General features: G+C 69.3%; 31 protein-coding genes and 1 tRNA gene. 17 read left to right on the top strand and 15 right to left on the bottom strand.

Translation table 11 applies throughout. From position 1 onward, the window contains the following. Window positions 1-66 precede the first annotated feature (66 nt). The 13 genes from mfd to ACFQQI_RS09920 all read left to right on the top strand — a co-directional run bounded on the left by mfd (window position 67) and on the right by ACFQQI_RS09920 (window position 13,373). Window positions 67-3,552 carry a transcription-repair coupling factor gene (gene mfd, locus ACFQQI_RS09980; protein WP_378562305.1) on the top strand — a complete coding sequence of 1,162 codons (3,486 nt, stop codon included), beginning with the start codon at window positions 67-69 and terminating at the stop codon, window positions 3,550-3,552. Then, window positions 3,549-4,184: a hypothetical protein gene (locus ACFQQI_RS09975; protein WP_378561729.1), complete on the top strand. Its 636-nt coding sequence runs from the start codon at window positions 3,549-3,551 to the stop codon at window positions 4,182-4,184. Before mfd ends, ACFQQI_RS09975 begins: the two co-directional genes overlap by 4 nt. A 19-nt stretch (window positions 4,185-4,203) precedes the next feature. After that, window positions 4,204-4,875, top strand: coding sequence for a MazG family protein (locus tag ACFQQI_RS09970; RefSeq protein WP_378561726.1), 672 nt, complete (start codon window positions 4,204-4,206; stop codon window positions 4,873-4,875). A 191-nt stretch (window positions 4,876-5,066) separates the two neighbouring features. After that, window positions 5,067-5,447 (top strand): response regulator, encoded by a 381-nt coding sequence (locus tag ACFQQI_RS09965; RefSeq protein ID WP_378561723.1) that lies wholly within the window; start codon window positions 5,067-5,069, stop codon window positions 5,445-5,447. 2 nt (window positions 5,448-5,449) lie between these two features. Then, window positions 5,450-7,516: an ATP-binding protein gene (locus ACFQQI_RS09960; protein ID WP_378561720.1), complete on the top strand. Its 2,067-nt coding sequence runs from the start codon at window positions 5,450-5,452 to the stop codon at window positions 7,514-7,516. A 2-nt stretch (window positions 7,517-7,518) separates the two neighbouring features. After that, on the top strand, window positions 7,519-8,796 hold the full coding sequence (gene eno / locus ACFQQI_RS09955) for a phosphopyruvate hydratase (protein ID WP_378561717.1): 1,278 nt from the start codon (window positions 7,519-7,521) through the stop codon (window positions 8,794-8,796). A 15-nt stretch (window positions 8,797-8,811) separates the two neighbouring features. After that, window positions 8,812-9,387 carry a septum formation initiator family protein gene (locus tag ACFQQI_RS09950; RefSeq protein WP_378561714.1) on the top strand — a complete coding sequence of 192 codons (576 nt, stop codon included), beginning with the start codon at window positions 8,812-8,814 and terminating at the stop codon, window positions 9,385-9,387. Window positions 9,388-9,434: 47 nt separating this feature from the next. Continuing rightward, on the top strand, window positions 9,435-9,914 hold the full coding sequence (locus tag ACFQQI_RS09945; protein WP_378561711.1) for a DUF501 domain-containing protein: 480 nt from the start codon (window positions 9,435-9,437) through the stop codon (window positions 9,912-9,914). After that, window positions 9,905-10,837, top strand: a complete 933-nt coding sequence (locus ACFQQI_RS09940; protein WP_378561708.1) for an exopolyphosphatase — start codon at window positions 9,905-9,907, stop codon at window positions 10,835-10,837. Before ACFQQI_RS09945 ends, ACFQQI_RS09940 begins: the two co-directional genes overlap by 10 nt. A gap of 97 nt (window positions 10,838-10,934) precedes the next feature. Beyond that, window positions 10,935-11,147 carry a hypothetical protein gene (locus tag ACFQQI_RS09935; RefSeq protein ID WP_378561705.1) on the top strand — a complete coding sequence of 71 codons (213 nt, stop codon included), beginning with the start codon at window positions 10,935-10,937 and terminating at the stop codon, window positions 11,145-11,147. Between the two features lie 16 nt (window positions 11,148-11,163). After that, entirely contained in the window at window positions 11,164-11,970 is an 807-nt protein-coding gene (locus tag ACFQQI_RS09930; RefSeq protein WP_378561702.1) for a uracil-DNA glycosylase, read from the top strand. A 49-nt stretch (window positions 11,971-12,019) separates the two neighbouring features. Continuing rightward, window positions 12,020-13,294 (top strand): PAS domain-containing sensor histidine kinase, encoded by a 1,275-nt coding sequence (locus ACFQQI_RS09925; protein WP_378561699.1) that lies wholly within the window; start codon window positions 12,020-12,022, stop codon window positions 13,292-13,294. Between the two features lie 5 nt (window positions 13,295-13,299). Next, window positions 13,300-13,373, top strand: a tRNA-Leu gene (locus tag ACFQQI_RS09920). 135 nt (window positions 13,374-13,508) lie between these two features. Here the strand turns inward: ACFQQI_RS09920 and ACFQQI_RS09915 are convergent. Next, a complete protein-coding gene (locus tag ACFQQI_RS09915; protein ID WP_378561696.1) occupies window positions 13,509-13,889 on the bottom strand; it encodes a hypothetical protein in 381 nt (126 codons plus the stop codon). Window positions 13,890-14,006: 117 nt separating this feature from the next. Here ACFQQI_RS09915 and ACFQQI_RS09910 point away from each other — a divergent pair, with 117 nt between their 5' ends. The 3 genes from ACFQQI_RS09910 to ACFQQI_RS09900 all read left to right on the top strand — a co-directional run bounded on the left by ACFQQI_RS09910 (window position 14,007) and on the right by ACFQQI_RS09900 (window position 14,887). After that, window positions 14,007-14,333: a hypothetical protein gene (locus ACFQQI_RS09910; RefSeq protein ID WP_378561693.1), complete on the top strand. Its 327-nt coding sequence runs from the start codon at window positions 14,007-14,009 to the stop codon at window positions 14,331-14,333. Next, window positions 14,330-14,482 carry a hypothetical protein gene (locus ACFQQI_RS09905; protein WP_378561690.1) on the top strand — a complete coding sequence of 51 codons (153 nt, stop codon included), beginning with the start codon at window positions 14,330-14,332 and terminating at the stop codon, window positions 14,480-14,482. Before ACFQQI_RS09910 ends, ACFQQI_RS09905 begins: the two co-directional genes overlap by 4 nt. Window positions 14,483-14,569: 87 nt before the next feature. Then, window positions 14,570-14,887 (top strand): hypothetical protein, encoded by a 318-nt coding sequence (locus tag ACFQQI_RS09900; RefSeq protein WP_378561687.1) that lies wholly within the window; start codon window positions 14,570-14,572, stop codon window positions 14,885-14,887. A 120-nt stretch (window positions 14,888-15,007) separates the two neighbouring features. Here the strand turns inward: ACFQQI_RS09900 and ACFQQI_RS09895 are convergent, their stop codons facing one another. The 3 genes from ACFQQI_RS09895 to ACFQQI_RS09885 form a co-directional block, all read right to left on the bottom strand. Beyond that, window positions 15,008-15,541, bottom strand: coding sequence for an HNH endonuclease (locus ACFQQI_RS09895; protein ID WP_378561684.1), 534 nt, complete (start codon window positions 15,539-15,541; stop codon window positions 15,008-15,010). Window positions 15,542-15,661: 120 nt separating this feature from the next. Next, window positions 15,662-15,871: a hypothetical protein gene (locus ACFQQI_RS09890; protein WP_378561681.1), complete on the bottom strand. Its 210-nt coding sequence runs from the start codon at window positions 15,869-15,871 to the stop codon at window positions 15,662-15,664. A gap of 27 nt (window positions 15,872-15,898) precedes the next feature. Beyond that, window positions 15,899-16,183, bottom strand: coding sequence for a hypothetical protein (locus ACFQQI_RS09885; protein WP_378561678.1), 285 nt, complete (start codon window positions 16,181-16,183; stop codon window positions 15,899-15,901). A gap of 181 nt (window positions 16,184-16,364) precedes the next feature. On the opposite strand from ACFQQI_RS09885, the gene ACFQQI_RS09880 reads away from it, so the two are divergent. After that, on the top strand, window positions 16,365-17,174 hold the full coding sequence (locus ACFQQI_RS09880) for a hypothetical protein (RefSeq protein ID WP_378561675.1): 810 nt from the start codon (window positions 16,365-16,367) through the stop codon (window positions 17,172-17,174). A 52-nt stretch (window positions 17,175-17,226) separates the two neighbouring features. Here the strand turns inward: ACFQQI_RS09880 and ACFQQI_RS09875 are convergent, their stop codons facing one another. From ACFQQI_RS09875 to ACFQQI_RS09825, 11 genes are all read right to left on the bottom strand, one after another. Then, the gene (locus ACFQQI_RS09875) at window positions 17,227-18,054 is read right to left on the bottom strand and encodes a hypothetical protein (RefSeq protein WP_378561672.1); all 828 of its coding nucleotides are present in this window, start codon (window positions 18,052-18,054) and stop codon (window positions 17,227-17,229) included. A 40-nt stretch (window positions 18,055-18,094) separates the two neighbouring features. Further along, window positions 18,095-19,405, bottom strand: coding sequence for a tyrosine-type recombinase/integrase (locus tag ACFQQI_RS09870; RefSeq protein WP_378561669.1), 1,311 nt, complete (start codon window positions 19,403-19,405; stop codon window positions 18,095-18,097). Further along, window positions 19,405-19,698, bottom strand: coding sequence for a hypothetical protein (locus tag ACFQQI_RS09865; protein ID WP_378561666.1), 294 nt, complete (start codon window positions 19,696-19,698; stop codon window positions 19,405-19,407). Before ACFQQI_RS09865 ends, ACFQQI_RS09870 begins: the two co-directional genes overlap by 1 nt. After that, window positions 19,695-20,339 (bottom strand): recombinase family protein, encoded by a 645-nt coding sequence (locus tag ACFQQI_RS09860; RefSeq protein WP_378561663.1) that lies wholly within the window; start codon window positions 20,337-20,339, stop codon window positions 19,695-19,697. The genes ACFQQI_RS09865 and ACFQQI_RS09860 overlap by 4 nt, the downstream gene beginning before the upstream one ends. A gap of 213 nt (window positions 20,340-20,552) precedes the next feature. Further along, the gene (locus tag ACFQQI_RS09855) at window positions 20,553-21,068 is read right to left on the bottom strand and encodes a hypothetical protein (protein ID WP_378561660.1); all 516 of its coding nucleotides are present in this window, start codon (window positions 21,066-21,068) and stop codon (window positions 20,553-20,555) included. 418 nt (window positions 21,069-21,486) lie between these two features. Then, a complete protein-coding gene (locus tag ACFQQI_RS09850) occupies window positions 21,487-22,626 on the bottom strand; it encodes a hypothetical protein (protein WP_378561657.1) in 1,140 nt (379 codons plus the stop codon). A 159-nt stretch (window positions 22,627-22,785) separates the two neighbouring features. Beyond that, window positions 22,786-23,448, bottom strand: coding sequence for a hypothetical protein (locus ACFQQI_RS09845; protein WP_378561654.1), 663 nt, complete (start codon window positions 23,446-23,448; stop codon window positions 22,786-22,788). Beyond that, window positions 23,445-23,909 (bottom strand): hypothetical protein, encoded by a 465-nt coding sequence (locus ACFQQI_RS09840; protein ID WP_378561651.1) that lies wholly within the window; start codon window positions 23,907-23,909, stop codon window positions 23,445-23,447. Before ACFQQI_RS09840 ends, ACFQQI_RS09845 begins: the two co-directional genes overlap by 4 nt. After that, window positions 23,909-24,442: a hypothetical protein gene (locus ACFQQI_RS09835; protein ID WP_378561648.1), complete on the bottom strand. Its 534-nt coding sequence runs from the start codon at window positions 24,440-24,442 to the stop codon at window positions 23,909-23,911. Before ACFQQI_RS09835 ends, ACFQQI_RS09840 begins: the two co-directional genes overlap by 1 nt. Then, complete coding sequence (locus tag ACFQQI_RS09830) at window positions 24,439-24,759, bottom strand: hypothetical protein (protein ID WP_378561645.1); 321 nt, start codon at window positions 24,757-24,759, stop codon at window positions 24,439-24,441. Before ACFQQI_RS09830 ends, ACFQQI_RS09835 begins: the two co-directional genes overlap by 4 nt. Next, complete coding sequence (locus ACFQQI_RS09825; protein ID WP_378562302.1) at window positions 24,756-24,884, bottom strand: ribbon-helix-helix protein, CopG family; 129 nt, start codon at window positions 24,882-24,884, stop codon at window positions 24,756-24,758. The genes ACFQQI_RS09830 and ACFQQI_RS09825 overlap by 4 nt, the downstream gene beginning before the upstream one ends. Window positions 24,885-25,616: the final 732 nt, after the last annotated feature.

Raw genomic sequence — 25,616 nt, 5'->3', positions numbered from 1 at the left:
GGGACCGCCGTGCACCTCTCCGGCCTCGCCGCCGCCGTCCTGGCCGACCCGACGCTCGACGAGGCGATGGCCGATGCCAGCGGCGGTGCCGTGCCCGCGCTCGACCTCACAGGCCCCGAGGCGATGCGGGCGTACGTCGTCGCCGGGCTGGTCGGCGCCGGCCGCTCGGTGCTGGCGGTGACGGCCACGTCCCGGGAGGCCGAGGACCTGGTCGAGGCGCTCGGCGACCTCGTCGACCCGGCGCACGTCGCGTACTACCCGAGCTGGGAGACGCTGCCGCACGAGCGGCTCAGCCCGCGCAGCGACACGGTGGGCCGCCGCCTGGCCGTGCTGCGGAGGCTCCGGCACCCCGGGAACGACCCGTCCAACGGCCCGCTGCGGGTCGTCGTGGCCCCGGTGCGGTCGGTGCTCCAGCCGCAGGTCAAGGGCCTGGCCGACCTCGAGCCGGTCGAGCTCGAGCCCGGCGGCACGGCTCCGCTCGACGACGTCGTACGCCGCCTCGCGGGCGCGGCGTACAGCCGCGTCGACCTGGTGGAGAAGCGCGGCGAGTTCGCCGTGCGCGGCGGGATCGTCGACGTCTTCCCGCCGACGGAGGAGCACCCGCTCCGCGTGGAGTTCTGGGGCGACGACGTCGAGGAGATCCGCTCCTTCTCCGTCGCCGACCAGCGCACGCTGGAGAAGCTGGACCGGCTGTGGGCGCCGCCCTGCCGCGAGCTGCTGCTCACCGACGAGGTGCGGGAGCGGGCCGCCGAGCTGGGTCGCCGGCACCCGCAGCTGCTCGAGCTCACCGACAAGATCGCGGCCGGCATCGCCGTGGAGGGCATGGAGTCGCTCGCCCCGGTGCTCGTCGACGAGATGGAGCTGCTCGTCGACCTGATGCCCGACGACACCCACGTGCTGGTGCTCGATCCCGAGCGCGCCCGGCGCCGGGCCCACGACCTGGTGGCGACCAGCGAGGAGTTCCTCGGCGCCAGCTGGGCGGCCGCCGCCGGCGGGGGTACGGCGCCGATCGACCTCGGCGCCGCGTCGTACCGCGAGATCGGCGACGTCCGGACCCATGCCATCGGCCAGGGCAAGCCGTGGTGGACGGTGAGTCCCTTCGGCATCGAGGACGCCGCCGTCGACGACGAGCACGCCGTCCCGACCCGGGTGCTGTCCGCGAAGCCCGCAGACGCCTATCGCGGTGAGATGGAGCGCGCGATCGGCGACATCGCCCGCTGGCGCGCCGACGGCCAGCGCGTCGTCGTGCTGCACGCCGGCCACGGCCCGGCCGAGCGGATGCGCGAGGTGCTCGCCGAGCACGACGTGCCGGCGCGCGTCGCCGAGGACGTCCAGGAGGCCACCGACCTCGCGGCCGACGTCGTGACGATCAGCTGCGGCGCCGCCACGCACGGCTTCGTCGACGAGGCCAACCGGCTCGTCGTGCTGACCGGCGAGGACCTGTCCGGCCAGAAGGCGTCGACCCGCGACATGCGCAAGATGCCCGCGCGGCGCAAGCGCCAGATCGACCCGCTCGAGCTGCGTGCCGGCGACTACGTCGTGCACGAGCAGCACGGCGTCGGCCGCTTCGTCGAGATGAAGCAGCGCGAGGTCGGGGGAGCGGTGCGCGAGTACCTCGTCCTCGAGTACGGCGCGAGCAAGCGCGGCGGTCCCGCCGACCGCCTCTACGTGCCCGCCGACGCGCTCGACCAGGTGACGCGGTACGTCGGCGGCGAGGCGCCGTCGCTCGACCGCCTCGGCGGTGCCGACTGGACCAAGCGCAAGAACAAGGCCCGCCGAGCGGTCCGCGAGATCGCCGCCGAGCTCATCAAGCTGTACGCCGCGCGCCAGGCCACGCAGGGATTCGCGTTCGGCCCGGACACCCCCTGGCAGCGCGAGCTCGAGGACGCCTTCCCCTTCCAGGAGACCCCCGACCAGCTCAGCACGGTCGACGAGGTCAAGGCCGACATGATGCGCACGGTCCCGATGGACAGGCTCGTCTGCGGCGACGTCGGCTACGGGAAGACCGAGATCGCGGTGCGGGCGGCGTTCAAGGCCGTCCAGGAGGGCAAGCAGGTCGCGGTGCTCGTGCCGACGACGCTGCTCGTCACCCAGCACCTGAGCACGTTCTCCGAGCGGATGAGCGGCTTCCCCGTCGTGCTGAAGGGGCTCAGCCGGTTCCAGACCGACGCCGAGGCACGCGAGGTCATGGCCGGCATGGCCGACGGCTCGATCGACGTCGTCGTGGGCACCCACCGGCTGCTCAACCCCGACGTCCGGTTCAAGGACCTCGGGCTGATCATCGTCGACGAGGAGCAGCGCTTCGGCGTCGAGCACAAGGAGCAGATGAAGCGCCTGCGGACGAGCGTCGACGTGCTGTCGATGTCGGCGACGCCGATCCCGCGGACGCTCGAGATGGCGATCACCGGCATCCGCGAGATGTCGACGATCACCACGCCGCCCGAGGAGCGCCATCCGGTGCTCACCTACGTCGGCGGCTACGAGGACCGCCAGGTGATCGCCGCCGTACGCCGTGAGCTGCTCCGCGAGGGCCAGGTCTTCTACATCCACAACCGGGTCAACTCGATCGAGAAGGCCGCCGCCCGGATCCGCGAGCTGGTACCCGAGGCCCGGGTCGCGACGGCGCACGGGCAGATGAACGAGCGCCAGCTCGAGCAGGTGATGCTGGACTTCTGGGAGAAGCGCTCCGACGTGCTCGTCTGCACGACGCTCGTCGAGTCCGGCCTCGACGTCTCCAACGCCAACACCATGATCATCGAGCGCTCCGACACCCTCGGCCTGTCCCAGCTCCACCAGCTGCGTGGCCGGGTCGGCCGCTCGCGCGAGCGCGCGTACGCGTACTTCCTCTACCCGTCCGAGAAGCCGCTGACCGAGACCGCGCACGAGCGGCTCGCCACGCTCGCCCAGCACTCCGACCTCGGTGGCGGCATGGCGATCGCGATGAAGGACCTCGAGATCCGCGGCGCCGGCAACCTGCTCGGTGGCGAGCAGTCCGGCCACATCGCCGACGTCGGCTTCGACCTCTACGTCCGGCTGGTCGGCGAGGCGGTGCACGAGTTCAAGGGCGAGGGCGAGCCGGAGCTCAACGAGGTCCGCATCGAGCTCCCCGTCGACGCCCACCTGCCGCACGACTACATCCCGAGCGAGCGGCTCCGGCTGGAGATGTACAAGCGGCTCGCCGAGGTGCGCTCCGACGACGACGTCGACCTGATCAACGAGGAGCTGCTGGACCGGTACGGCGAGCCGCCGATCGACGTCGTCTCGCTCCTGCTGGTCGCCAGGTTCCGCGCCCGGGCTCGCCAGGCCGGCGTCGGCGAGGTCACCATCGCCGGCCGCAACGTGCGGTTCGCGCCGGTCGACCTCCCCGAGTCGCGCGTCGTGCGCCTCAACCGGCTGTACCCGAAGTCGATCGTCAAGGCGCCGGTCAGCACGATCCTCGTGCCGCGCCCGATGACCGCCGGCATCGGGGGTCAGCCACTGAGCGGCATCGCCCTGCTTGAATGGGCTCGCCAGGTGATCGACTCCGTGATCGACCCCGAGGAGAGCAAGTGACCCCCCGACTGCGTGGGCTGGCCGTGGTGGCCATCGGTTCCGCCGTGCTGCTGACCGGCTGTGGCTCGGTGCCCGACCTGAACCCCGGCATCGCCGCCCGCGTCGGCGACGAGACCATCAGCGACAGCACGGTGCGTGACGTGGCCGCCGACTACTGTCCCGCGGTCACGCCGCAGCTGCAGGGACAGGCGATCCCGCGCAGCCAGCTCAACGCCCGGGTCGCCGGCAGCCTGGCGCTCCGCTCGGCGGCCGACCAGTTCGCCGCCGACCAGGGCGTCGAGGCCGGGCCGTCGTACCAGGAGGCGGTCGACCAGGCCGAGGCCGGAGGCCAGTTCGAGGGGCTGAGCGAGGCGGAGAAGGACGCCGCGATCGACGTGAGCGGTGCCGAGCTCTACGTCTCCGCCGTGGTCGACGCCGCCGGCGACGACGGAGCCGCGCTCTTCCAGCAGTGGCTCGACGACCACGACGTGCGCATCAACCCGCGCTACGGCGTGGAGCTCGACGGCGGCCGGGCCGTGCCCACCGACACGAGCGTCTCCTTCCCGGTGAGCGACAACGCCACGCGGGCCAGCGGCGACGAGCCGGACACGACGTACGCCGCGACCCTCCCCGAGACGCAGCGCTGCGGCTGAGTCCCGGACGGTGGTTGAGGTGCGAGCGGAGCGAGCCCTTCGAGACGCCGACTCCGTCGGCTCCTCAGGAACCACCTCGAAACCCGCGTCGGGCGAGCCGCTCCTGGAGTTCCTCGAGGTGATGCGTCGCCTGCGCGCCGAGTGCGCCTGGAAGGCCGGCCAGACGCACCGCTCGCTCGCGCGCTACCTGCTCGAGGAGACCCACGAGACGCTCGAGGCGATCGACACCGGCGACGCCGCGCTGCTCCGCGAGGAGCTCGGCGACCTGCTGCTCCAGGTCTACTTCCACGCGGTCATCGCCGAGGAGACCGGCGAGTTCACGATCGACGACGTCGCCGCCGACATCATCGAGAAGATGCGCCGGCGCAACCCGCACGTCTTCGGGTCGGGCGAGGGCGGCACGCCGGCCCCCACCGATCCAGCACAGATCAACGAGGTGTGGGAGTCGATCAAGGCGTCCGAGAAGGCGCGGACCTCGGTCACCGACGGGTTGCCGCCCGGCCTGCCCGCGCTGCTGTACGCCGACAAGGTGATCGACCGCCTCGAGCGAGCGGGATCCCCGGTCGCGGCGCCGGCGGAGGACCCGCCGACGGAGATCGGTGACCGCCTGCTCGCGCTCGTCGTCGACGCCCGCGCGGCCGGCGTGGACCCGGAGCAGGCCCTGCGCGACGCCGTGCGACGTCTGCTCTGAACACCCCTGATGGCCGCTGGTGGCCATCTCCGTCAGTTCGTCGGGGTCCCCGCCGCCCAGGCACGCACATCGCTGCGTTGGCAGCGCTCGAAAGACCCCAGTCTGCCTTCGCGCCGCCGCCTTGCGCTGCACGCACCTGGACGACGGCCACCCTCGACGAACTTCCGTCGATGACCACTAGGGTCGGACTCGTGCCCCGGGTACTCATCGTCGAGGACGACGCCGACGTGCGCGACTGGATCGCGCATTGCATGCTCACCGACGGCCACGAGCTGCGAGGCGTGCCGTCCGCGGCCGCGTTGCGGCAGCTGCAGGAGGCGGAGCCGGACTACCGGCCCGACCTGGTGCTCATGGACTACGCGCTGCCCGAGACCGACGGCGTCGCGCTGCTCGCCGAGGTCGAGCAGGTGTGGCCCGGCCTGCCGGCGGTCTTCGTCACCGTGCAGTGGACCGGGGAGGTCATCGACCGGATCGAGCGCACCGGTGCCGAGCGCATCGCGAAGCCCTTCGACCCCGACGACCTGCGAGCGGCCGCTCGCCGGGCGCTCGCGAGGGGCGGGAGCCAGGGGTGACGGTGACGCGGGCACGGCTGTTCGACCTCGGCGCCTTCGCCGCCTACTTCCTGTTCGCGGCGTTCCTCGGTCGACAGACGGTCCTCGAGGGCTCGGAGTCCGCCCTGGTCTGGCCCGCCGCCGGCGTGGCGGCGGCCTGGCTCGCGGTCACCGGCTGGCAGCGCTGGCTGGTGGTGGATGCGTCGGTGCTCTTCGCCTGCTCGTTCGCGGCCAACGCCGTCACGGGGGCGGAGCCGGGACTGGCGATCGGCTTCGCGGTCAGCACCGTCGTGCAGGTGCTCGTGTTCGGGTATCTGCTCAGTCGGTGGTGCCCGGAGATGTGGGGCTTCGGCGAGGATCCGCCACCCGGCGTGCAGGGCGTCCGCGAGCTCGGGGTGCTCGGCGGCGCCACGTTCGTCTCCGCGACGGTGGCGGCCGCCGTCGGGTCCGGCGCCTTGCTGTCCCTCGGCAACGGGAGCTGGGACACGCTGCTGACCTGGATCCTGCGCAACGGGGTCGCCGTCATCGCGATCTTCCCGCTGTCGCTGCTGGCCCGCAGCGCGGCGCGCGCACCGCGTGGCGGGCTCGGCGGGCTGGGCCGCGGCAGCGTGCTGGAGGCGACCTCCCTCGCCATCGTGACGGTGGTCGCGACCTGGCTCGTGTTCTGGGTCAACGACGAGCTGCCCGTCCCCTTCCTGCTGTTGGCGACGTGCGTGTGGGCCGGCTCCCGCTTCTCCTCGTGGGTCTCCGACATCCACGCGCTCCTCCTCGCGACGGGGGTCACGATCGCGGTCGTCCTGAACGAGGGGCCGTTCACGACGATCGAGGACGTCGGCACCCGGGAGCTGGTGTTCCAGGCCTACATCGCCGTCATCGTCGTCCTGAACCTCACGCTCTCCGTGGCCCGCCGCGAGCTGTTGCAGGCCAACCGTCGCCTCGAGCGCTCGGAGGCCGAGTCGCTCGAGCAGGCGACATTGCTGCGCACGATCCTCGACACGATGGGCGACGGCGTCAGCGTGCTCGACCCCGAGGGACGCATCGTGCTCCGCAACGAGGCGGCGACGCACCTGGTCGGTCGCCCCCGGCTCGACGAGCAGGGCCGGATCGCCAGCGAGAGCTCCGGCATCTTCTACGCCGACGGGACGCCGGCGTCGCGGCACCAGGGGATCTTCGCCCAGGCCCTCGCGGGAGAGGCGGTCGAGGCGGTCGACCTCTTCGTGCGCAACCCCCAGGCCCCCGAGGGCCGGATGCTCGAGGTGACGGCCCGCCCGCTGCCCGACACCGACCCGCCCCTGGTAGTCGTGGTCTTCCACGACGTGACCGCCGACCGGCGCGAACGCGACGAGCTCGCGTCGTTCGCGGGCGTCGTCGCCCACGACCTGCTCAACCCCCTCACGGTCGTCGAGGGCTGGTCGGAGGCGCTGCTGGAGGCCGCGCGCGACGGTGTCGTCGTCCCGCTCGACCGGCAGGCCGACCAGCTCGACCGCATCCTGCGCGCGGCGCAGCGCATGCAGCACCTGATCAGCGACCTGCTGGCCTACACGACCGCCCGCGACCTCAAGATCAAGCCGGTCCGGGTCGACCTCGGCTCGCTCGCCGCGGACGTCGCTCGGGCCCGCATCGACGCCGAGCGGGTGCGGGGTGGTGCCACGCCGTCCATCGTCGTCGTCGGCGACGACCTGCCCGCGGTGCTCGCCGAGCCCGTGCTGCTGCGCCAGGTCGTCGACAACCTGGTCGGCAACGCGGTCAAGTACGTCGCGCCGGGGGTGGCGCCCGACGTACGCATCTCCGCGCGCGAGGTCCGTGAGGAAGGTGCGCCCCCGATGGTGCTGGTCGAGGTCAGCGACAACGGGATCGGCATCCCGGCGGACGAGCAGTCGCGGGTGTTCGACAGCTTCCACCGCGCCCACCTCGACGGCGGCTACCGAGGCACCGGGCTGGGCCTCTCCATCGTCAAGCGGATCGCCGAGCGGCACGGCGGCACCGCCTGGGCCGGCACCAACGCGACGACCGGTGGGACCACGATGAGCGTGACGTTCCCTCCCGCTAGTCTGAACGGCGGACCCTTCCCATCCCCCCAGGAGCAGTGATCGTGGCATCCATCGAAGCCGTCGGCGCCCGCGAGGTCCTCGACTCGCGAGGCAACCCCACCGTCGAGGTCGAGGTGCTGCTCGACGACGGCGCGTTCGCCCGCGCCATGGTGCCCAGCGGTGCCTCGACCGGCGCCTTCGAGGCGGTCGAGCTGCGCGACGGCGGCGACCGCTACGCCGGGAAGGGCGTCCAGCGGGCCGTCAAGGGCGTCATCGAGACGATCGCGCCGGCGGTCGAGGGCATCGACGCCGACGACCAGCGGCTCGTCGACCAGACCATGCTCCAGCTCGACGGCACCCCCAACAAGGCGACGCTCGGCGCCAACGCCATCCTCGGCGTCTCGCTCGCCGTGGCCCGGGCTGCTGCCGACTCCGCCGGCCTCCCGCTCTACCGCTACGTCGGCGGCCCCAACGCCCACCTGCTGCCGGTGCCGATGATGAACATCCTCAACGGCGGCGCCCACGCCGACTCCAACGTCGACGTGCAGGAGTTCATGATCGCGCCGATCGGCGCCCCCACCTTCCGCGAGGCGCTGCGCTCGGGCGCCGAGGTCTACCACGCGCTCAAGTCGGTGCTGAAGAAGAAGGGCCTCTCGACCGGCCTCGGCGACGAGGGCGGCTTCGCGCCCGACCTGGACAGCAACCGCGCCGCCCTCGACCTGATCGCCGAGGCGGTCTCGGCCGCGGGCCTGACCCTGGGCAAGGACATCGCGCTGGCGATGGACGTCGCGGCGTCGGAGTTCTACAAGGACGGCTCCTACGTCTTCGAGGGTGCCCCGAAGTCGACCGACGAGATGGTCGCCTACTACGCCGACCTCGTCGCGTCGTACCCGATCGTCTCCGTCGAGGACCCGCTCGACGAGGACGACTGGGACGGCTGGAAGGCCATCACGGACGCGCTCGGGGCCAGGACCCAGCTCGTGGGCGACGACCTGTTCGTCACCAACGTCGAGCGCCTGCAGCGCGGCATCACCGGCGGCCAGGCCAACGCGCTGCTGGTGAAGGTCAACCAGATCGGCTCGCTCACCGAGACCCTCGACTCCGTCGAGCTCGCGCACCGCAACGGCTACCGCTGCATGATGAGCCACCGCTCCGGCGAGACCGAGGACACCACGATCGCCGACCTCGCCGTGGCCACCAACTGCGGCCAGATCAAGACCGGTGCCCCGGCCCGCTCCGACCGCGTCGCGAAGTACAACCAGCTGCTGCGGATCGAGGACGAGCTCGGAGATGCTGCCCGCTACTCCGGCGCGTCGGCGTTCCCGCGGTACGCCGGCTGAGCGACCCTAGGAGACATGCCACCCGAGTCGCGCCGTACGTCGTCGCGCGGCGCGCGACCGCGCGGCCGCACCGGCCCCGGACGGGTGCAGTCGACCGCCCGCCCCGGTGCGCGGCCGGCTGCCGACCAGCCCGCGGCCGCCGGCCTGCCCGGCCGGCGCCGCCCGCGGCTGACCGGCCGCGCCGCGGTGCTCGTGCTGGTGCTGTCGCTGCTGACCATCTCCTACGCGTCGTCGCTGCGTGCCTACCTCGACCAGCGGGAGCACATCGGCGACCTCAAGGGGCAGATCGCGCTGCGTGAGGCCGAGATCGACGACCTCGAACGGGAGAAGCGGCGCTGGGAGGACCCGGCGTACCTGCGCCAGCAGGCCCGCGACCTCAACTACGTGATGCCGGGCGAGACGGCGTACGTCGTGCTCGACGAGGACGGCGAGCCGATCGAGAGCGAGGCCAAGCTGAGCGACCCCGACGCGATCGCCCCGAAGGAGCCGCGCGCCTGGTGGTCCACGGCCTGGCGGTCGGTCGAGCTCGCCGGCCACCCGCCGAAGCCCGAGAAGGGGCCGGCGACCAAGATCAAGGGCGCCGGTGGTTGAGGTGCGACCGAAGGGAGCCTCGAAACCGAGCCTGAGATGATCGGACCGTGATCGATCCCGCCGACGTGTCCGCCATCGAGGCCCAGCTCGGGCGCGAGCCCCGCTCGATCCACGCGATCGGCCACCGCTGCCCGTGCGGCAACCCCGACGTGGTGACGACCGAGCCGCGGCTGCCCAACGGCACGCCGTTCCCGACCACGTTCTACCTGACCTGCCCCCGGGCGGCGTCCCGGATCGGCACGCTCGAGGGGTCGGGACTCATGAAGGAGATGCAGGACCGGCTGGGCGAGGACCCCGAGCTCGCCGCGGCGTACCGCCGGGCCCATGAGCGGTACCTGGAGTACCGCGCCACCCTCGGCGAGGTCGAGGAGATCGACGGCATCTCGGCCGGCGGCATGCCCGACCGCGTGAAGTGCCTGCACGTGCTCGCCGGTCAGTCGCTGGCCCAGGGGCGGGGCGTCAACCCGCTGGGCGACGAGGTGCTCGACCGGCTCGGTGCGTGGTGGGAGCCCGGGCCGTGCGTGTAGCCGCGATCGACTGCGGCACGAACACGATCAAGCTCCTGATCGGCTCGCTGCTCCCATCGAACGGGCTGAGTGTGGACGTCCGCGAGATGCGGATGGTGCGGCTCGGGCAGGACCTCGACCGCACCGGCCGGATCGCCGACGAGGCGCTGGAGCGGGCCTTCGCGGCGATCGACGAGTACGCCGAGATGGTCCGCGCCCACGACGTGCCCGCGGACCGGGTGCGCTTCGTCGCGACGTCGGCGACCCGCGACGCCGCGAACTCCGATGTCTTCGTCGAAGGCGTGCGGGACCGCCTCGGCGTCGAGCCCGAGGTCGTGAGCGGGGACGTCGAGGCGGCGCTGTCCTTCGACGGCGCAGTGCGCAACCTGCGGACACGCCCGGCGACGCCGGTCCTGGTCGTCGACATCGGCGGCGGGTCGACCGAGCTGATCCTCGGGGCCACGACACCCGAGGCGTCGCGGTCCATGGACATCGGCTCGGTGCGGCTGACCGAGCGGCACCTGCACTCCGACCCGCCCACCGAGGCCGAGATCGCCGCCTGCGTCGCCGACATCGACGCGCACCTCGACGCCTGCCCGGTCGACCCCGCGGGCGCAGCCACGATCGTCGGCGTCGCGGGCACCGTCACGCAGCTCGCGTCCGTGGCGCTCGGCCTGCCGGCGTACGACCGCCGGGCCGTCGACCAGCACGTGCTGCCCGTGGCCGAGGTCGACGCGGTCGTCGACCGCCTGCTCGCGATGACCGTCGACGAGCGCCGCGCGATCCCGTCGATGCACCCCGGCCGGGCCGATGTGATCGGCGCCGGCACCCTGATCCTCGACCGGGTCCTGCGCCGCTCCGGCCTCGACACCATGGTCGTCTCCGACTGCGACATCCTCGACGGGATCGCCTGGTCGATGGTCGACCGCCGGGATGCTCCCTGACGTTTTCGGGGTTCTTCGCCTCCGGGGACCCCCCAAACGTCAGGGACTGTCGCGACGGGCGGGTTTGGTTACCGGCGCTCCGGGCACGGGTGCCTCTATGAAGAAGACGAGCCTGTTGATCGGGGTGGCCATCGGCTACGTGCTCGGCACGCGCGCCGGGCGGGAGCGCTACGAGCAGATCAAGACCGGGGCCAGCAAGGTCGCGCACAGCCCGAAGGTGCAGGACGCCGTGGGCAAGGCGCAGGACGCCGTCGGCCACCAGGCGGCGGCCGCGGCCGGGGCCGCGCGCGACAAGGTCGGTCACCACTGACGGCAGACTGCTCCGGGTGAGCCACGTCCCGCCCGGCACCGGCTGGCCCGGCGACCCCGCGACCGCCGAGACGCCGGTCGCGCGCACGCCGGCGCAGGTACGCCGCCTGGCTCGCGCCGCCGCGGCCGACGGCATGGCCGAGGTCGACGCCCGGGTCTCGGTGTGCCGCGCCTGCCCGCGACTGGTCCGCTGGCGGGAGGAGGTCGCGGACGTCAAGCGCGCGTCGTTCGCCCACGAGACCTACTGGGGCCGGCCGATCCCGGGCTGGGGTCCGGCCACGGCCCGCATCCTGATCGTCGGCCTGGCCCCGGCCGCCAACGGCGCCAACCGGACCGGCCGCATCTTCACCGGCGACCGCAGCGGGGACTGGCTCTTCGCGAGCCTGCACCGGGTCGGGCTGGCGCGGCTGCCGACCAGCACCTACGCCGACGACGGGCAGGGGCTGATCGACACGCGGATGGTCGCTACCGTCCGCTGCGCGCCGCCGCAGAACAAGCCGACCGTCGCCGAGCGCGACACCTGCGCCCCGTGGATCGAGGCCGAGCTCGGGCTGCTCGTCGACCACGTGCGGGTCGTGGTGGCGCTGGGTGGGTTCGGCTGGGACGCCGCGCTGCGGTCGTACGCCGCGCTCGGCTGGGATGTCGTGCGGCCCCGGCCGAGGTTCGGCCACGGCGCGGAGGCCCGCCTGGTCGGCGAGGGCCGGGAGGTCTCGCTGCTCGGCTGCTACCACCCCAGCCAGCAGAACACCTTCACCGGACGACTCACCGAGGCGATGCTCGACGGTGTCCTGGCACGTGCCGCGGAGCTCGCGTCGCTAGGCTGATCCCCATGCGTTGGTCAGTCTCGGGGGTGCCCGACAGGTCCGGACCCGGATGAGGATCCTCCGAGTCCCACCCCGGCTCCGCGGTTCATGGGGTTCGACGGGCGACACCGTCCTTGCTGCGGCCGCCACGGCGTGCCTGGCGGCGACGACGTACTCCGTGCTCCGCTACCGCCAGGCCCGCCGCGATGCCGTCACGCACGTCGCGGTCGACCGGGCGCTCGCCGAGACGACGGAGCGCTACGAGACGCTCTTCCGCTACCACCCCGACGGCGTCTTCTCGCTGAGCCTCGACGGCCGGTTCACCAGCGCCAACGCGGCGTCGGCCGTCCTCTCGGGCTACACCGAGGACGAGCTGTGCGACCTGCTGTTCACCGACCTGCTGCCTGACGACCAGCTCGAGTCCGTCGGGCAGAGCTGGGAGGACGTGCTGGCCAGGCGGCCGCGGCACCTCGAGGCGAGCATCCGCCACAAGGACGGCCACCGCGTCGAGCTGAGCCTCACCGGGCTGCCGATCGTCGTCGACGACGAGATCGTCGGCGTCTACGGCATCGCCGAGGACATCACGCAGCGCAACCGGATGCGGCGCGAGGTCGAGCAGGCGCGGTCGGACGCCGAGGAGGCCAACCGCGCCAAGTCGCTCTTCCTCGCCACGATGAGCCACGAGGTGCGCACGCCGCTCACCAGCGTGATCGCGGCGTCCGAGATGCTCGACGACACCGACCTCGACGACGCGCAGCGACGGCTCACCACCACGCTGCACCGGTCCGGGGTCCGGCTGCTGCGCCTCGTCGACGACATCCTCGACTTCTCCCGGATCGAGGCCGGCCGCACCCAGCTCGAGGCCGTGCCCTTCGACGTCGTCGCGCTGCTCGACGAGACGCTCGCGCCGAGCCGCGGCGCGGCCGCCGAGCGCGGGCTCACCGTCGAGTCGGCGTACGGCGAGCTCCCGCCCCTCCTGGTCGGCGATCCCGTCCGGATCGCCCAGGTGGTCACCAACCTGCTCGACAACGCCGTCAAGTTCACCGACGCCGGCAGCGTCCGCCTGGTGGCGCACACCAAGGGCGCCGGGCACGGCGTCGACCTCCACCTCGAGGTCTCCGACACCGGCATCGGGATGACACAGGAGCAGGTCGACACGGTCTTCGAGCCCTTCCGCCAGGCCGACTCCTCGATCACGCGCCGGTACGGCGGCACCGGCCTCGGCCTCGCGATCTGCCGCCAGCTCGTGGCGCAGATGGGCGGCGCCTTCGACGTCGACAGCACCCCCGGCCGGGGCACCACCTTCACGGTGCGCCTGCCGCTCGGCTTACCCGCGGCGGCCTAGCCACCGCCCCCGTATCCCAATCGGCAGAGGAAGCCGCCTTAAAAGCGGCGCAGTCTGGGTTCGAGTCCCAGCGGGGGCACCGCTCGAAAGGTGGTTGACCAGCGGAAACAAGCAAACGGCCCGTTGAGAGCGCTCCGGACGCAGACGTTCGGCGCTACTCGGGCGCTACGGCATACCTGCAACGCGAAGGCGGGCCACGTCGGGCTACGGCGGGCTACTCAGGTGAGTGTTCGGTGTGTTTGGCTCGTATGACCTCGCTCCAGTCGGTCGCCTTCAGCCATGACTTCTGCATAAGGTCGGCAGTCCAGCGAATGAGGTCCCACGGCGTTCGGAGTTCTTCGACGTCGATGGCATACGGCTCGCCCGCAGTTCCGTCGCAGACCTCGTGCAGTGCCGTCCACGGAACCGGTCCGGGCGCATCCATCAGTTCGCTGTACGTGAGGGCCGTTGGTCCGTCGTCCTTGGTGTGCTCTGACTCCCACTCCGCAACGTCGATCTCACGCTGATTGACCTCGCTCATTCGCGCCTGCACCCAACCGTCGCCGTCTGCGATCGGAAAGCCGCAAGCCGCGCAGTTCCACGTCACCTCAGCCATGTGGCGATGCTCGCATCTGTGCAGGTCGTGATGTGCGGCTTTCCAGACGCACAGAGGCTGGCGTAGCGTCGCGACATTTGGTTGCATCCAGCAACCATCTGACCGATGGAGGCTCCCATGCCCGCGACTGCCAACACCCGTCACGCCGTGTCCCGCTCGACCGGGGCGACCACCTGGACCCGCAAGGAGGCGGACGAGTGGAAGACCACCTGCCTGAACCACGGGGCTGAGACGTCCGCGCCGAACCGGGGCGCGGCGTGGAAGAACGGCTCGACCCCGGCGCAGTTCTGCCCGAAGTGCAAGAGCATCGCGGCGGGCAAGGCCGAGAAGCTTGCGGTGGGCCTGCTCGACCTGCCCACTCCCACCACCAAGAAGGCCGCCAAGCCCGCGTCCAAGAAGACGCCGGTCAAGAAGGCGACCGCTCCGGTCAAGAAGGCGTCATGAGCGACCCTTGGGGACCGGGCGGCAAGTTCATCGAGTGCGGCCTGGAGCGTGAGTCTGTGTGCCACGAGGCCTGCGCCGACGAGGGCATGTGCATCCTGTCCCCTGACTGGCTCCCGCGCGGCGTGATCGCGGAGGACCCCGACGCCTGACCCCCAAGCCCGACCCCTGCCCTGTTGGGTGGGGGTCGGACCACAGAAACACCCGTGCGGGCGGCCCGGTCGCACTAACGTGCGCACATGCGTAACGGTCTCCTGCTGCTGTGTCTCCTAGCCGCGCTCGGCCTCTCGGGATGCGGCAGCGCCGACGAGCGCGAACAACTCCGCGACGCATGCGACTCGCTGATTGATGTAACGCGGGACAACCCCAACGCCGACGCGAGCGATGTGCTCGCAGACATACACGGCGACGTGGAGAAGCTTGCAGACGCAGACGGCGACACCGGAGCAATCGCACAGCAGCTGCTTGACGCGCTCGACGCCGGAGGGTCGGCGGCCCAGGTCGGCGTTCACGCCGCAGGGATCTGCGCGCAGGCGTACGCGGAGTCTGCCCAGTAGGAGGTCCGCAACGGTCCGTAGGCGGATTTGCGCCCTCCGGGCCAGCCCCGAGGCCCGAAACGGCTCCTCGGTGGCGGCAATCCCCATTTGCGGCCCGGCAGCACGTGGTCCCGGCCCCGGCTAGACCGCCGGGCCGCGTTGAGTCAGACCGGCACCCTTCGCTCGATTGCACGGGCCGCATAGCAACTGCAGGTTCTCGGGCTCGCTCGACCCACCCATCGCCACCGGGATGATGTGGTCGAACTGAAGTTCATGCGGCAATTGGCAATTGCGGCATCGCCCACCGTCGCGCTGCCAAACGAACTGCTTGACCTCGTCGGGGATCGCGCCTCGCCTGTTGATGGGCGCGATGTCGCGCCGCTCCATCATCGAAACTGCGCGATCAACCTGACGTTGGTTGCGTTCGTCGCGGGCCACGAGCAGCGCGTGAACTTCCTGCTGACCCAGGCCTTCGTTGTCCGAGTAGAACCGCCCCCGGTACATCCAGTACCGACGGCCTTCCATGTCCGCGACGAAGGCGGCGTACTGGTTCTGATAGTGCTGGAACTGGGCCATATCGGCCCTGGTCCACTTCTTCGGACTCACGAGAGTGCTCCGTCGCCCGATCACGAGGTAGACGTAGCCCTTGCCGAAAATGCCTGGCTGGAAGTTCAAGACCGCCGAGTCAACGCGTCGCAACAATGCCTGCACCCTTCGGACCCGGTTCGAAAGTCACCAGAGGAGGGTAAGGCCGAACGCGCTCCCGCGCGGTCGAATCGACCCGCCTCCCTTTGATTAGGCGGGCCGGTTGAGTTCAGGCGGCACGATGTGCCCGGTGGCGGGGTCTACGACCACGTCGCCATCGAGCGTGTCGCCGTACATGCCTGCACGGACGATGGCTGTGTTCGCCTCGCTCGGAGTCATCGGGTGGGGCTCGGGCTGGATCAGCCCGTCCGCACCGCCGTACTCCGACGCCGGTGTGTGCTGGTCTCGGTGCTCGCCCAAGAACTCAATCGGACCGCTCGGCATGGGTCAGCCGACCGCGCTCTTTTGGGCAACGGCGTTGTAGGTGCCGGGCTGGCCGGTTCCCGCAGGTGCGTTGCGTACGAAGTAGGGCGTGGTCCCGTTGAGGAACACCATCAGGTCGCAGATCGTCGCGTCGCCGGGGAAGTCGGGCGTGGGGCACCTGGTCACGACAGCCGGGTACTCCTCACCGGCAGCAACCGGCATCCGGCGTCCGCGCCGTCCGAGCCCGATCTGCGGGAGCAGCTGCACATCAGCGTTGCTGACCGTGTAGTGCACAAAGCCGCTAGCCATGTCGTTCACATCCTCTTACTCGTGGCAGGGAGGTTCCTCTGACGCCTCGACGGTATTTCTCCGTCGGGGCCCGGAACCCTCACCGTTGAGCAGGAAGGTTCAAGCGCGCGGAGGCTTGCATATGCCCTGAGTTTGTTCACGTTGCATGCGAGCATGTCCGTCGATAGGGGAGGAAGACTCGATGCATCGGACGGACGCACATTCGCTCGCCGCGATCTTGCATGCGGTCAACGAGAGCAGCAAGGACACGATACTGCAGCGCTGGGGCGATGCTTTAGACGTTCATCCCGGGAAGCCGGAACTCGCTCAGCGGCACGCCGAGGTTGTCGGGTTGTACACGGCGACCTTGGAGCAGATCGCTGCCCTGCCGGACGACAAGCGACAGAGGTATGAGCCATTCACGACGGCCTGGTGGACGGCGATCGTGTCTCCGGACGCGCAATGGCGCACTAAGGGCAGCGGCCCAGTGCTCGCCGCTGAGCACCTGGCTCTCTTGAATGGTGTTGGCGACGTGATAGAGGCGCGGATGGACGCCACATCGTCAGCGCCAGGTGGATTCAACCTTGAGCAAATAGGCGAGCAATGCGACGAGTGGCTCGAAGCGCTGAACGACACCGATGCGCTCCCCGAGGCGTTTCGACGGTCGTTGACGCAGTCGGTGGGACATGTGCGCTGGCTGATCGAGAACGTCGAACTCTTCGGGACAGCCCGAGTCGCCAGGGCCGCCAATGTGGTCACCGGAGAAGTCATTCAGGCGATCCCGCGCGTACGCGAGGAGGAGCGCCGCAATTGGGCAGTGCGACTCGCTCGCTGGACGGCCCTCCTGGCTGCGTACTCGGCGTTTGCTACCGCAGGCGCTACAGCAATCGAAAGCACAGAACACCTGGTCGAAGTGACTTCGGGCGTCGCGATCCGAGTCGTTGAGGCACTCGAGGCCGAGGGTGACATACCAAAGCGGCCAGCCATAGCGCCGCAAGGCGGCCAAGCCTAAGAAGTACCCGCCTGCACGACGGGGTTCCCGTTGTCGAAGCTTGGTGGGTCCCCTACTCGCCGCGCTTGGATGGGTCGACTAGACGGACGATTAGCGCGCCGACGACATGGACCATCAGCCAGGCGTCGGCGGTGGTGGCATTACTGGTCTTGTGGGCATCTCCCGACTCACTGCGATCAGCGGAGGCCCAGTCAGCGAACTTGAGGATGCCGTCGGCCAACTGCTGATCGTGGCCGGCAAGCAGGCCGTTCTTCCGGGCGTCTGCGATCTGTCTGCCCAACGAGTTCCCGGACCACCCGAGCGCTGTGAGCGTCTGCTGTAGGGCCGCCCCCGCATCGGTGATGGCGTCGGCGGCCTCGTTCTGGCTGATCTCCTTCAACGCCTTCAGGTAGGCGTCATGAGCGCCCTTGTACTCCGCCCCTACCAACAACCGCAGGGTGGGCTCGACGACCTCCTGCAGAAGCTCGTCGGACTTGAACGGAATCAACTCGCCGTCCACGAACTTGTGGGCGATCCGGTGCTCGTTGAGGACGAAGTTGACAAGCTTCTGGTAATTGGCGGCCAGCTTGCCTTGTGGCTTCACCTTGTTCGCAGCGACAAGGCCAGCCGCGATTGCATCAAGAATGAGGTCATGATCGGTTGCTGAGGCCAGTTGGTCTGGGCCGAAGCGCTGGAACGGCCAACCACCCCCACGTCGCAGAACGCGGCCGACCTCGTCAGAGAAGTGCGCTCCGTAGAGACTCACGTCTCCCTCGATGATGCGCCACAACTCAGCGATGCGGACGAGGGCCTTGCGGTCGAACTGATCTACCCACACTGACTCGCCCGCTGCTTCACGGGCAGAGAACTCTTCCGCGCGTCGTCGTTGGGATGGCAGCACGGATGCAGACTACGTGCAGACATCGGCACGCGCGGCCAGTTCATGCACGCTTGTGAAGCGCGACGACGTTGCTGTCGGGGGTGAGCGTCATGACGGCGTTCACGGCATTGACCTTCGCCTGCCGGCGGTCACGCGGGGAGTGGGCGTAGCGGGCGAGCAGGACTGCGGGGGAGTGGCCCAGGCGCTCGGCTACCTCCGTGAGTGTCATCGCGCCCGGCTGCCCGAGCATCCCCACGAGCAGGGACGCGTGCATGTGTCGGAGGTCGTAGAACCGGACGGTCTCCGGCACCCCTGCTGCCTTGCGGGCTGAGTCCCAGTGCCGCATGTAGAACCAGCCGTGCTTGCAGAGGGTGGAGTAGTCGAGCCAGTCGACGTCGGTGCCGGTCTTGCGCTGGCGCTGTCCGCGCTTGAACTCCCCCACCCCAACGAAGAGGGGCAAGGCATCGCCGGGGTGCTTGTGTTCGGGGTTGGCAGCGAACCACTTGGCGGCGCGTCCTCGGTGCTTGGCGATGTAGTCGATAAGAAGCTTGGCGGTGTCGTCATCGAGTTCGATGGCGCGGTGGCTGTCTGAGGTCTTGGCGACGTTCTCGACCATCGGCTGGCCCTTGTGCATCACGACCACGCGCCGGACGGTGACGGTCTGGTCGTCGGTGACGTCACTCAGACGCAGGCCTGTGAGTTCCTCGGGACGCATCCCGGTCGCGGCGGCCAGTCGGATGTACATGTCCCACGGCTCGGGCACGGCGGCTGCAAGCCTGAGGGCTTCGGCGAGTGTCAACGGATAGCGGTCCGCCTCCTCGTCCTTCATCTTGCGTGGTTCGGGCAGTGCAACACCCTGCGTTGGGTCGCGGCGGATGATGCCGTTCGCCTGGGCGTACTTCATGACCAGCCGCAGTGTGTAGAAGTAGTGGCGCACGGTGCTTGGTGAGCGATTGGCGTTGTTGACCCATAGCGCGACTGCGGCCGGAGTGATGTCACCGATGCGCGTCTCGCCGAACTGCTTCATCAGGAGGCTCTTCTCGCCGGTGATGATCTGCTCGTGCTGTCGCTGGCCGCGGACCTTGCCTCGCTTTGGCACGTATGTTGGCAACCAAGCTTCTGCAACGTCCTTGAACAATGCATCGCCCCGCGCCGGGTCCACCCACTCGCCCTGACGGGCGGGCTGCAGGAACTCGTCATCACGCCAGCGCTCGGCTGCAGTCTTGGTCGGGAAGCCGCCCTTCGTGCGCCGCTTGAAGCCGTTGTTGGGGTCCTCGTAGACGACCTCCCAGCGGCGCTTGGAGGCCGGGAGGTCCTTGGTCTTGTGACTCACGCGCATCCAGGCGCGCGGTCCGGTCTTGCGTCGTGCCATCAGTTGTCCTGCCTTCCGGTGATCGCGTCTAGGTACGCCTGTGCTTCGTCTTGGGTATCGAACGTCTTGCTGTAGTACTGGCCCTGCTCGATGACCTCGGCGAACCAACGTCCATTGGGCTTCTGCCTTGGCTTAGGCCACTTGTTGCGCCGATACGGTTGACGGGGCCGGGGCTGCCGGGGCTCTCGCGGAGGCGGAGGAGGCGACCCGGACCGGTCGCGCTTGTCGGCTTGGCGCAGCGCGCGGACCTGCCTGTCGAGGTCGTCGGAGTCCTGCGGTGTCCAGAGGCTCATGCCGCGTCCTCTGCGTGGAGGCGACGCAGGATGCGCGTGACCGTGGAGTGGCACCAGGTCCCCCCACCCCCAGGGGCTGCGATGCCGCGCTTGGTCAGTTCGGCTGCAATCGACCGGGCCGACCGGCCTGCGTCGTGGAGGTCGCTGATCATGTGGTCGGTGAGGTCGTTGGTGACCTGCTTGCGACCGGGCTCCTTGCCCTTGGCCCGCGCGACTGCCAGCCCTTCCTTCGTCCGCTGGCTGATGCGCTGCCTCTCGTCCTCCGCGATCACCTGCTCCATGTTGGTCATGAGGTTGTCGCGCTCGCTCAACGACGACTTGCCCGACGTGTCGAGGATCGGCCAGCGGCCCTTGCGGCTCCGGTCGAGCAGGCCCTGCCCGTCGATCAGCGACCGCGTTGCGCGGTCCCAGCGCAGGATCAGCAAGCCGTCAGCGAGCCCGGCCTCCACGAGCCGGATCGCCGCCTCACGTCCGTGCAGACGATCGGTCTTGCGGCTGCTCATCACATCGGGGATCACCGCGAGCAGGTCGTGATCCTGCAAGCTCGACCACTCGCGCAGCAGCGCCTCTTGTGCGTCAAGCGAGTGCCCTTCCTGGGCCTGGCCACGGGTACTCACTCGGATGTAGCCCACCAGCTTCATTAGTCGCTCCCTTCGTCTCGGTGGACCGCTCCGGATCGCTTTCGCCCGTTTCCGCTCCGGAGCGGGAGCGCGACGCTAGGCCTCCCCGGAAATGCCGTCGAGCGGCAGACACCCGCGCCCCGTAGCCGGCTCCTCGTCGGCGGGGCGGGGGTCGAGGCCGTCGAGCCCGCCCTCACACGCCTACGGCCCACGTACGGTCCGCTCGCGTGGCACCTAGGGCCAGCGCCCCCGCTCAGGGTCGTACGCGGGCGGATCGTTGTCGACGACCTCGCCGCGTACCACCGGGCCGGTGGATCGGATGCGGTCGCGCTCGACCTGCGCGCCCTCTTCGGCGTACCGCTCGCGGTCGATCTCTGTCTGCAGGTCGTACTCGGCCTGCTCGCGGTCCTCCCAGTGATCAGCAGCCCCCACCCCCAAACCAAGAGCGTGTGGTGGGTCGGCCAGGCTGTCGCGGTCCACGCCGCCGTTGCGATCCGGGGTCTTGGGAAACACAGCCTCGCCGTTGACGACCTCACCGCCGTACGCCGTGACTAGCGTCTGCTCGAACTTGGTCAGGCCCACGTCGAGTTCGATCTTGGAACCGGGGCCATAGCCGATCCGATCCAAGATTCCGAGCGCCGCACGGACGCGGACCGAGTCGTCGGTGTCCTCGTCGCGGACAATCTTGCTCAGCGCGGAGATGGCCGGGTCTGCAAGCTCGAGAAGGCGTTCCTTGGCCGACTTCTTCACCTGAGGTGCGGCTCCACCATGAACTCGACAACAGGTCGAGCCGAGCATGGCCGGCGCTTTGCATCTCTCACCCGTCCGATGGGCAGTCGCGCTGCAGCGGCGGCTGTCGTTCACGGAGCCTGGCATGCCGAACTCCGCAGGAGTCTCCTTTCGTGAGGCGCGCACCCTTTCGCGCTCGGCCTTTGTGGGGCGGCGCCGCTTCGGCTTGTTAGGCAAAGACCCTGAAAGGTCCTTGCCCGACTCCTCAGCAGGCGAGCCCTGACCGGTTCGATTCACCTTCGACATTGCATTTCCTCTCACTCGCCCGTCCCGACCGGTTCGGTTCGGTTCGGCCCTAAAGGGCGGCCGAACCGCCGAACCGCTTCCGAGTACCGGTTCGCGACCGGTTCGGCGAACCGGTTCCGAACCGCCGAACCGCTCACGACTTCACACCGCCCGGGACGACCCGGAGCGCGGTGAAGTCCTTGGCTGCGGCGACGTACTTCCCACGCGTCGAGGTGCCCTCGTTTTCGACGTAGCCCTCACTGATCAGGGCCTCGACCGCCGAGGCAATGCGGTCGTTAGTCCCAACCGTGTTGTCGCGAATCGACCTCAGAGAGCACCCGTCGTGCTTGGCGATGTAGCCGTGGACCTCCTGCATCAGCAACCGGAAGTCGGGCTGTTGGGTCAGCGGCACGTCCGGGGTGGCCTTGGACACTTCCGCGTCAGGCGACTTGATGTAGGCGTTGATGTCACCGCCCAGGTCGGTCGCGTCGCAGTGCAGATCACCGACGTACCGCCTGCGGTCCTTGCCATAGGACACCCACTCAACCCCGCCAGGACTGTCCTTGGCGAGGAACAACCGGGACCGCCCGTGTTTGCCCTTCCCGAATTGGTCGACGGACTCGACGATGTACATCGCGCCCTTGATGCCGGCCTTCTTGTGCTGGGTGCCGATGGTCCAACCGTTGCGGTCGTCCCGAGACTTCACGACGTGGTCAAGCTCCACGATGGCCGGACCGGCGTAGGTCTTGGTCGGCTTCTTCTTCTGGAACTGTCGCGAGAAGTGTTGGAACCACTTGGCCGCGTCCTCGGCAGCGTTGATGCTCAGGCCGTGCAGTGAGTACGCCTCTGTCACGCCGTCCAGCACGACCAAGGTCGGCTTGTAACGGATCAGGAACCGCGCGAACTGCTCCTGGTCGGCTTGGGTGATCTGGGCATCGGGTCGGAAGTAGTGGAAGTGCTCCCTGATGCGTCCCTTGACCGCGCCGAGCCGGAACAGACGGTCCACGATGGAGCGGTCGTTGGCCTCCATGTCGATGTAGATGACGTTGTTCTCGTCGTCTATCTCCTGCGTGGCCGCGTGAAGCACTAGCCAGGACTTCATCGCTTCCGGCTCACCGCCGACGCTGTGCACTTCGTTCGGATAGAACAGCGCGCACTTCTTGGGCTTTCCATCAACCTCGCCAGTCCATCGCCCAACCTGGGGGGCTGGGGGTGGGGCACCCTTGAGTGCCTCGGAGAGATCGACTGGCGTGGTCCAACTGGTCCGCTTTGCTTGGTTCGCCATCAGGACCACCGACCACTCATGAAGCGGGCAACGGCGAAGCCGGTCGGGCGCGTACGCTCGATCTTGGTAGCCATCCCTGTTCTCCTCTCCGTCACAGGGACTTCGCGCGGCCCGTTGCTCCAACAGCGGGTCGCGCATCATGTGTCAGTTGAGTGGGGCGGCGGATTGTCATGACGCGCCTCGCTTCACGACCTCCCGTTGCCAGCCGCTCGGGCCGAGCGACGTCCGGCGCCGCGTGTAGGAGCGCGCTCGGGCTGCGGTGTAGGCGTGTGCCGCCTTCTCGAGCCGGGCGAGGTCCACCCGCCGCATGTCAGACGGGCTACGGCCTGCCTCGACCATGTCGGTGACGTCGTTGAACCGATACGGCGGCGCGAGCACGTGGATCCGGTCCGGCGCCACCCCCAACCTGAGCAGGCCGGTGTAGCGCTCCCAGCCCCACCAGCCGCCGTGTAGGTCGTTGTCGAGCACGAGCATGACTTCGGACTGGCTGCGGAACTTCGTGAACCAGCGGCACTGGTCGTCCCACAACTCGCTGGGGTTGGGGGTGGTGGTTGCCGTCAGGCCGAGCCGCAGCAGCGTCTCCGCGTCCTTCTCGCCCTCACACCACCAGGCCGGCACGTCGACCCTGAGTGCGGCGACGAGTTCTGGAAGCTTGTACAGAGCGAGCATCCAGAAGCGCTGACGCTCGTCGGAGACGCCGTTGCGCCACTTCTCGCGATCGCTGTCCCACGACCGCATCAGGAACCCCTTGGGGTCAAACCGCAACTTGCGCAGCCGCAGGTCACCTTTGGAGTTCGTGTAGTCGTATCGCGCCACGATCCGGCCACTCATGGCCGCACCGCCTTGAGATACGCCTCGGCGACGCGGACGCTCGCGGCCCACTGCGCACGAGTTGGAGTGTTCGGATCACGTTCACCCCACGCGGTCAGCGACCCATTCGCCTCGCGGGTGTAGAACTCGCCGCGATAGACGACGCCGGGCGGCCAGTCGACATCGTTGTTGGTGAACCGAACGCCGAGCGGGGTGTCAGGGTGGTCGAGTGCCGACAGGATGTGGACGTCGGTCATTAGTTCCGCATCGTCGCGATCTGGGAAGTCGTGCTTGACCCACTCCATGATGGAGCGACGGACCGAGCGGAGGCGCAGAACGTTCCGGTCACCCATCGCGTCCTCAACGAGGAAGACCGAGTGGTCGCGGTCCTTCCAGAACCACGGGTCCGGCACGTGCGCGTCGGTCGGATCAACCCGCACGATGTCAACGGTGTAGCCGTCCGGCTCGTGCAGCAGGCGCATCACCGCTCACCCCCGAGCGGGTCGGGTGCGTCCTTTTCGCCCCGCAGCCAGCCCTCGGTGAAGACCGGCAGGCCGTTGGCGCGACCGGGGAAGCGCTCTATGAGGGACGCCTCCCACTCGGCCGGGTCTTGGTCGATGACCTCCATCGCGGCCTGCTCGTCGTCCTGGACCGTCTGGACGGACGTCGCGATCCGGTCAAGCTCGTGCACGGCCCGGGAAACCCACTTCTGAATCTCAGCGGCTTGGCTCGGGTCGTTGCGAAGAGCGCGACGGAGCGCCTGGATCTCCTTATCGATGCTCTGCACATCGCGGATGCCGGTGTTGCACTTCTCCACGGCGGCTTCGAGCACACGCTGGTAGCCCGCGCGTTGCTGGTCGCGCACCTGCTGGCGACGCTTGCCATACACCTGCTCGGTGCGGTCGAGTGGCGTCCGGCCGTTGATCCGCATCTGCCACGTGGCAGGTGGGTTCTGGATGCGGGCCTCCATGTCGAGCAACGTCAACTGCACCTGGGCGCTGTTCTCGAGGTTCATCGCGCGCCCCCGGTGATGCCTCGGAACCGCGAGGCGTCCGAGGCGCTGGCGGCCTCGATCCGGCGCTGGTTCTCGCGAGCCTTGGCCGCCTCATCGAACAGTTCTGTCAAGGCTGCTCGGGTATCGCCGATCTGATCGAGCACCGGCCCGACGGCGGGGAACTTGTCGACGGAATCGCCGACGGTTGTCTGATACTTCATGGACTTCATCTCCTCGTAGCGCTTGGCCGATGCCTCGTCCTGCTTGGCTCGGAACGCCGCATAGTCGCGTCGCGACTGGTCCTGGAACTTGCGATGGGCGTGCTCTGTCCACGTCATGACTTCCTCCGCTTCTTGGCGGGAGTGGTGAGGTAGACGGCGAGCGCAGCGCGGACGACATCGCTTACGGACTTGCCGGTCAACGAGCACTCCCGCTCGACTGCGGCCAGTTGCTCGTCGGTCACGTTCGCCCAGATCTTCTTGGCGTAGACCCTTGTCGGTGCTGCCACAGGTCGGCCCTCCCTTCATCGGTTCGGTGCTAGTCGGGTGCTAACTAGCGAACCTCTCCGAGACGACCTGACTGCCGAATCGCCATGCCTGCCTGGGCATTCGGCACTTCTTGCCAAGCACCCCGCCCCCACACCGATCCGGTGCGACCAGCGGAAATGCCCGGTAGGGGTGGGGACGGGGAAGCTTGCACGTATTGGCCCATACGCCTCGCACCGTCCGGGCCGGGATGTGTTGGTGCGAGGGCCGCTGTTGAGTTGAGAAGGTGCGGGCGCGCGAACGCGCAAGCGTCAGCGACCAGCCGCTTCGCCGGGCGGGGTGGTGGACTCAGCGATGAGCGCGTCGATCTCCGCACGCACGAGGTACACACCGCCTGTGGGACCCATCGGGTGCACACGAGACAGCCGGTGCTCTTCGCAGAGCCGACGGACTAGCCGAGCGTCCAAGCCGTAGACGGCGGGGACGTCGGTGCGTCGAATCAGAAGGGGTGGCGGAGAGTCGCCCATGGTCGTTCCTCGGGTCCGTTGAGTCAGAACCCGGCGACCTGCTTGGTGGGCTGCGAGTGGTGCTGTAACCACCCGCGTCGCTCGGTGACCGGTTGTAGGACCAGCCGACCTTCTCCGCTTGTCACCTCGACCGCGACCAGGCGGTGTCGTAGGTAGGCGTCGAGTATGCACGAATGCAGCGAT

Source organism: Nocardioides sp. GCM10030259, from assembly GCF_042666375.1.
Lineage (GTDB): Bacteria > Actinomycetota > Actinomycetes > Propionibacteriales > Nocardioidaceae > Nocardioides.
This window is presented reverse-complemented; position numbering and strand designations above follow the sequence as displayed.

Excerpts from the sequence above, each read along its gene's own strand:
- mfd (WP_378562305.1), top strand. The coding sequence starts at position 67 with ATGGCCGATGCCAGCGGCGGTGCCGTGCCCGCGCTCGACCTCACAGGC.
- ACFQQI_RS09950 (WP_378561714.1), top strand. The coding sequence starts at position 8,812 with ATGCCACCCGAGTCGCGCCGTACGTCGTCGCGCGGCGCGCGACCGCGC.
- ACFQQI_RS09935 (WP_378561705.1), top strand. The coding sequence starts at position 10,935 with ATGAAGAAGACGAGCCTGTTGATCGGGGTGGCCATCGGCTACGTGCTC.
- ACFQQI_RS09925 (WP_378561699.1), top strand. The coding sequence starts at position 12,020 with ATGAGGATCCTCCGAGTCCCACCCCGGCTCCGCGGTTCATGGGGTTCG.
- ACFQQI_RS09915 (WP_378561696.1), bottom strand. The coding sequence starts at position 13,889 with ATGGCTGAGGTGACGTGGAACTGCGCGGCTTGCGGCTTTCCGATCGCA.
- ACFQQI_RS09910 (WP_378561693.1), top strand. The coding sequence starts at position 14,007 with ATGCCCGCGACTGCCAACACCCGTCACGCCGTGTCCCGCTCGACCGGG.
- ACFQQI_RS09905 (WP_378561690.1), top strand. The coding sequence starts at position 14,330 with ATGAGCGACCCTTGGGGACCGGGCGGCAAGTTCATCGAGTGCGGCCTG.
- ACFQQI_RS09900 (WP_378561687.1), top strand. The coding sequence starts at position 14,570 with ATGCGTAACGGTCTCCTGCTGCTGTGTCTCCTAGCCGCGCTCGGCCTC.
- ACFQQI_RS09885 (WP_378561678.1), bottom strand. The coding sequence starts at position 16,183 with ATGGCTAGCGGCTTTGTGCACTACACGGTCAGCAACGCTGATGTGCAG.
- ACFQQI_RS09880 (WP_378561675.1), top strand. The coding sequence starts at position 16,365 with ATGCATCGGACGGACGCACATTCGCTCGCCGCGATCTTGCATGCGGTC.
- ACFQQI_RS09870 (WP_378561669.1), bottom strand. The coding sequence starts at position 19,405 with ATGGCACGACGCAAGACCGGACCGCGCGCCTGGATGCGCGTGAGTCAC.
- ACFQQI_RS09865 (WP_378561666.1), bottom strand. The coding sequence starts at position 19,698 with ATGAGCCTCTGGACACCGCAGGACTCCGACGACCTCGACAGGCAGGTC.
- ACFQQI_RS09860 (WP_378561663.1), bottom strand. The coding sequence starts at position 20,339 with ATGAAGCTGGTGGGCTACATCCGAGTGAGTACCCGTGGCCAGGCCCAG.
- ACFQQI_RS09845 (WP_378561654.1), bottom strand. The coding sequence starts at position 23,448 with ATGAGTGGCCGGATCGTGGCGCGATACGACTACACGAACTCCAAAGGT.
- ACFQQI_RS09840 (WP_378561651.1), bottom strand. The coding sequence starts at position 23,909 with ATGCGCCTGCTGCACGAGCCGGACGGCTACACCGTTGACATCGTGCGG.
- ACFQQI_RS09835 (WP_378561648.1), bottom strand. The coding sequence starts at position 24,442 with ATGAACCTCGAGAACAGCGCCCAGGTGCAGTTGACGTTGCTCGACATG.
- ACFQQI_RS09830 (WP_378561645.1), bottom strand. The coding sequence starts at position 24,759 with ATGACGTGGACAGAGCACGCCCATCGCAAGTTCCAGGACCAGTCGCGA.